The 4790-nt window shown below is 47.0% G+C and carries 1 tRNA gene and 2 rRNA genes; all 3 read right to left on the minus strand.

The features are described 5' to 3' along the window. Positions 1-22: 22 nt before the first annotated feature. Positions 23-2922, minus strand: a 23S ribosomal RNA gene (locus tag ACLGL0_RS07135). 33 nt (positions 2923-2955) lie between these two features. Beyond that, a tRNA-Ala gene (locus ACLGL0_RS07140) sits at positions 2956-3031 on the minus strand. A 157-nt stretch (positions 3032-3188) separates the two neighbouring features. Next, positions 3189-4714 (minus strand): 16S ribosomal RNA (locus tag ACLGL0_RS07145). The 16S and 23S rRNA genes sit together here with 1 tRNA gene alongside, the layout of an rRNA operon. Between the last annotated feature and the right edge of the window lie 76 nt (positions 4715-4790).

The raw sequence follows: 4790 nt of genomic DNA on the forward strand, positions 1-4790 counted from the left end.
TCCAATTAAAGAGTATATATTTCTGGTCAAGCTTTCGATTTATTAGTATCAGTTAGCTTTGATGTTGCCACCTTTACACCTCTGACCTATCTACGACATTTTCTGTATCGAATCTCTCTTGCATTGCTGCAACAGGAAATCTCATCTTGAGGGGGGCTTCGTGCTTAGATGCCTTCAGCACTTATCCCTTCCAGACTTAGCTATTCAGCATTACCATTGGCATGATAACTGATACACCAGCGGTCTGTCCATCCCGGTCCTCTCGTACTAAGGACAGCTCCTCTCAAATTTCCTACGCCCACGATGGATAGGGACCGAACTGTCTCACGACGTTCTGAACCCAGCTCGCGTGCCTCTTTAATGGGCGAACAGCCCAACCCTTGGGACCTACTCCAGCCCCAGGATGAGACGAGCCGACATCGAGGTGCCAAACCTCCCCGTCGATGTGAACTCTTGGGGGAGATAAGCCTGTTATCCCCGGGGTAGCTTTTATCCGTTGAGCGATGGCCCTTCCACTCGGTACCACCGGATCACTAAGTCCTAGTTTCCTATCTGCTCCACTTGTTGGTGTCGCAGTTAAGCTCCCTTTTGCCTTTGCACTCTTAGAATGATTTCCATCCATTCTGAGGGAACCTTTGAACGCCTCCGTTACTCTTTAGGAGGCGACCGCCCCAGTCAAACTGCCCAACTGACAGTGTCCTTATACTCGTTTCAGAGTATCAAGTTAGAAATTTAGTATCAAAAGAGTGGTATCCCAACGTCGACTCCACGAAAACTGGCGCTCTCGCTTCATAGTCTCCCACCTATCCTGTACATTTAATACCAAATTCCAATGCCAGCCTACAGTAAAGCTCCACGGGGTCTTTCCGTCCTATCGTGGGTAAGTCGCATCTTCACGACTACTACAATTTCACCGGATCCTTTGTTGAGACAGTGCCCAAATCATTACACCTTTCGTGCGGGTCGGAACTTACCCGACAAGGAATTTCGCTACCTTAGGACCGTTATAGTTACGGCCGCCGTTTACTGGGGCTTAAGTTCTATGCTTCGATTGCTCTAACATTTCCCCTTAACCTTCCAGCACCGGGCAGGTGTCAGCCCCTATACTTCATCTTTCGATTTAGCAGAGACTTGTGTTTTTGGTAAACAGTTGCTTGGGCCTATTCTCTGCGACCACTCTATGCTCCATACGAAAGTATCTCACATCTAATGGTACCCCTTCTCCCGAAGTTACGGGGTCATTTTGCCGAGTTCCTTAACAAAGGTTCTTCCGCGCGTCTTAGGATTCTCTCCTTGCCTACCTGTGTCGGTTTTGGTACGGGTATCTTCTCACTCAATAGTACCTTTTCTTGGCAGTTTGGAATCTGTTGCTTCACTACTTATTTTTCGCTCCCCATCGCATCTCGATATTAAAAATAGGGATTTGCCTCTATTCTCTACCTACTTGCTTAGACGTGCTCTACCATTCACACGCTCAACATATCCTCCTGCGTCAGTACATCTCTCAAACATTCAAAGATAGTACAGGAATCTCAACCTGTTGTCCATCGCTTACGCTTTTCAGCCTGGGCTTAGGTCCCGACTTACCCTGAGAGGACGAGCCTTCCTCAGGAATCCTTAGGCTTTCGACGGGAGGGATTCTCACCCTCCTTTTCGCTACTCATGCCAGCATTCTCTCTTCTGTAAAGTCCACTTCGTCTTCCAACTTAGCTTCGCCCCTTACACAATGCTCCTCTACCACTAATTAAATTAGTCCACAGCTTCGGTATTAGATTTTAGCCCCGTTCATTTTCGGCGCTCTACCACTTGACCAGTGAGCTATTACGCACTCTTTAAATGTATGGCTGCTTCTAAGCCAACATCCTGGTTGTCTAAGTAGTAAAACATCCTTTACCACTTAATCTATATTTAGGGACCTTAGCTGGTGGTCTGGGCTCTTTCCCTTTTGACTATGAAGCTTATCCCACATAGTCTGACTCCCAATCATCATTTATCAGGTATTCGCAGTTTGATAACTTTCGGTAATGTCTAACACCCCTACGGTATTCAGTGCTCTACCCCCTGTAAACTAAATTGAGGCTAGCCCTAAAGCTATTTCGAGGAGAACCAGCTATCTCCAAGTTCGATTGGCTTTTCACCCCTATCCACAAGTCATCCGATAGCTTTTAAACGCTACCCGGTTCGGTCCTCCATGAAATTTTACTTTCACTTCAACCTGCTCATGGATAGATCACCTGGTTTCGGGTCTATGGCATACGACTTATCCGCCCTATTCAGACTCGGTTTCCCTACGGCTCCGTAACTTCATTACTTAACCTTGCCGCACACCATAACTCGCTGGCCCGTTCTACAAAAAGTACGATATCATCTCTCTTAAGACTCTATCTGCTTGTAGGCATAAGGTTTCAGGTTCTATTTCACTCCCCTCCCGGGGTTCTTTTCACCTTTCCCTCACGGTACTATTCTCTATCGGTCACTGAGTAGTATTTAGCCTTAGGGGGTGGTCCCCCTATATTCACACAGGATTTCTCGTGTCCCATGCTACTCTTTCTAAGCCAGAATCAGTTAGATTTCGTTTACAAGACTTTCACTTTCTTCGGTTGGTCTTCCCATACCATTCTACTATCCTTCTTCTTCATTGACTTAATTTGGGCTCTTTCCATTTCGCTCGCCGCTACTTTGAAAATCGAATTTTTTCTTTCTTTTCGTCTGGCTACTTAGATGTTTCAGTTCACCAACTATTCCCTCTTGTTGCTATGTATTCACAACAAGATACTTGAGGTTTGCTCAAGTGGGTTTCCCCATTCGGACATTCACGGATCACAGGATATTTGCTCCTCCCCGAGACTTTTCGCAGCTTATCACGTCCTTCTTCGGCTCTCAGTGCCAAGGCATTCACCTTATGCCCTTGGTCGCTTGACCAGAAATATATTTCTCTTTAATTGTCAGGTTTCTTGGTGGAGATGAGGAGATTCGAACTCCTGACCCCCTGCTTGCAAGGCAGGTGCTCTCCCAACTGAGCTACACCCCCAAAAATTTTTTTACGATAGTAAAAAATGTTTTATACTATCATTTTGGTATTCTCTTTTAGTTAGCCTTACAGCTTTTTTGGTTAAAAAAATTGAACCGAGAAAACAGTGATAAAACTAAGAATTAAATTTTGAACTGTCGTTCTTAGTACTCCTTAGAAAGGAGGTGATCCAGCCGCACCTTCCGATACGGCTACCTTGTTACGACTTCACCCCAGTCATTAACCCTACCTTCGACGCCTTCCTCCTTGCGGTTAGATCGGCGGCTTCGGGTATTGCCAACTCCCATGGTGTGACGGGCGGTGTGTACAAGACCCGGGAACGCATTCACCGCGACATTCTGATTCACGATTACTAGCAACTCCGACTTCATGTAGGCGAGTTGCAGCCTACAATCCGAACTGAGATTGGCTTTTAGAGTTTTGCTTGACATCACTATCTCGCTTCTCGTTGTACCAACCATTGTAGCACGTGTGTAGCCCAAGACATAAAGGGCATGATGATTTGACGTCATCCCCACCTTCCTCCGATTTATCATCGGCAGTCTCTCCAGAGTCCCCACCTTTACGTGCTGGTAACTGAAGATAAGGGTTGCGCTCGTTGCGGGACTTAACCCAACATCTCACGACACGAGCTGACGACAACCATGCACCACCTGTATAGCTGTCCCGAGGGACTTATCAATTTCTCAATAACTCAACTATATGTCAAGCCTTGGTAAGGTTCTTCGCGTTGCTTCGAATTAAACCACATGCTCCGCTGCTTGTGCGGGTCCCCGTCAATTCCTTTGAGTTTCAGTGTTGCCACCGTACTCCCCAGGCGGAATGCTTAATGTGTTAACTTCGGCACCGAGATTTGACTCCCAACACCTAGCATTCATCGTTTACGGCGTGGACTACCAGGGTATCTAATCCTGTTTGCTCCCCACGCTTTCGTACCTGAGCGTCAGTAAAAGTCCAGAAAGTCGCCTTCGCCACCGGTATTCCTCCTAATATCTACGCATTTCACCGCTACACTAGGAATTCCACTTTCCTCTCCTTCACTCAAGCCTTCCAGTTTCAAGTGCTTAATGAGGTTAAGCCTCACGCTTTCACACCTGACTTAAAAGGCCGCCTACGTACCCTTTACGCCCAATAATTCCGGACAACGCTCGCCCCATACGTATTACCGCGGCTGCTGGCACGTATTTAGCCGGGGCTTCCTCCTATGATACCGTCATTATCTTCTCATAGGACAGAGCTTTACGATTCGAAAACCTTCTTCGCTCACGCGGCGTCGCTGCATCAGGGTTTCCCCCATTGTGCAATATTCCCCACTGCTGCCTCCCGTAGGAGTCTGGACCGTGTCTCAGTTCCAGTGTGGCCGTTCATCCTCTCAGACCGGCTACTGATCGTTGCCTTGGTAGGCCTTTACCCTTCCAACTAGCTAATCAGACGCGAGCCCATCTTACACCGATAAATCTTTGACCCCTATACCATGCAGTATTGTGGTCTCATGCGGTATTAATCGTCGTTTCCAACGGCTATCCCCCTGTGTAAGGTAGGTTGCTCACGTGTTACTCACCCGTTCGCCACTTTCATTTTACTTCCGTCCCCGAAGGTCCTTCCATAAAAATCACGTTCGACTTGCATGTGTTAAGCACGCCGCCAGCGTTCGTCCTGAGCCAGGATCAAACTCTCTATTAAAAGTTCGTCTGCTCTCGCTGACTTTTTGTTACACCAAATTATTGTTTTTCTTTGTACTCTCAAAGTTTTTATCACT

Origin of the sequence: Parvimonas pharyngis, assembly GCF_046569675.1 — a bacterium.
Classification (GTDB): Bacteria; Bacillota; Clostridia; order Tissierellales; family Peptoniphilaceae; genus Parvimonas.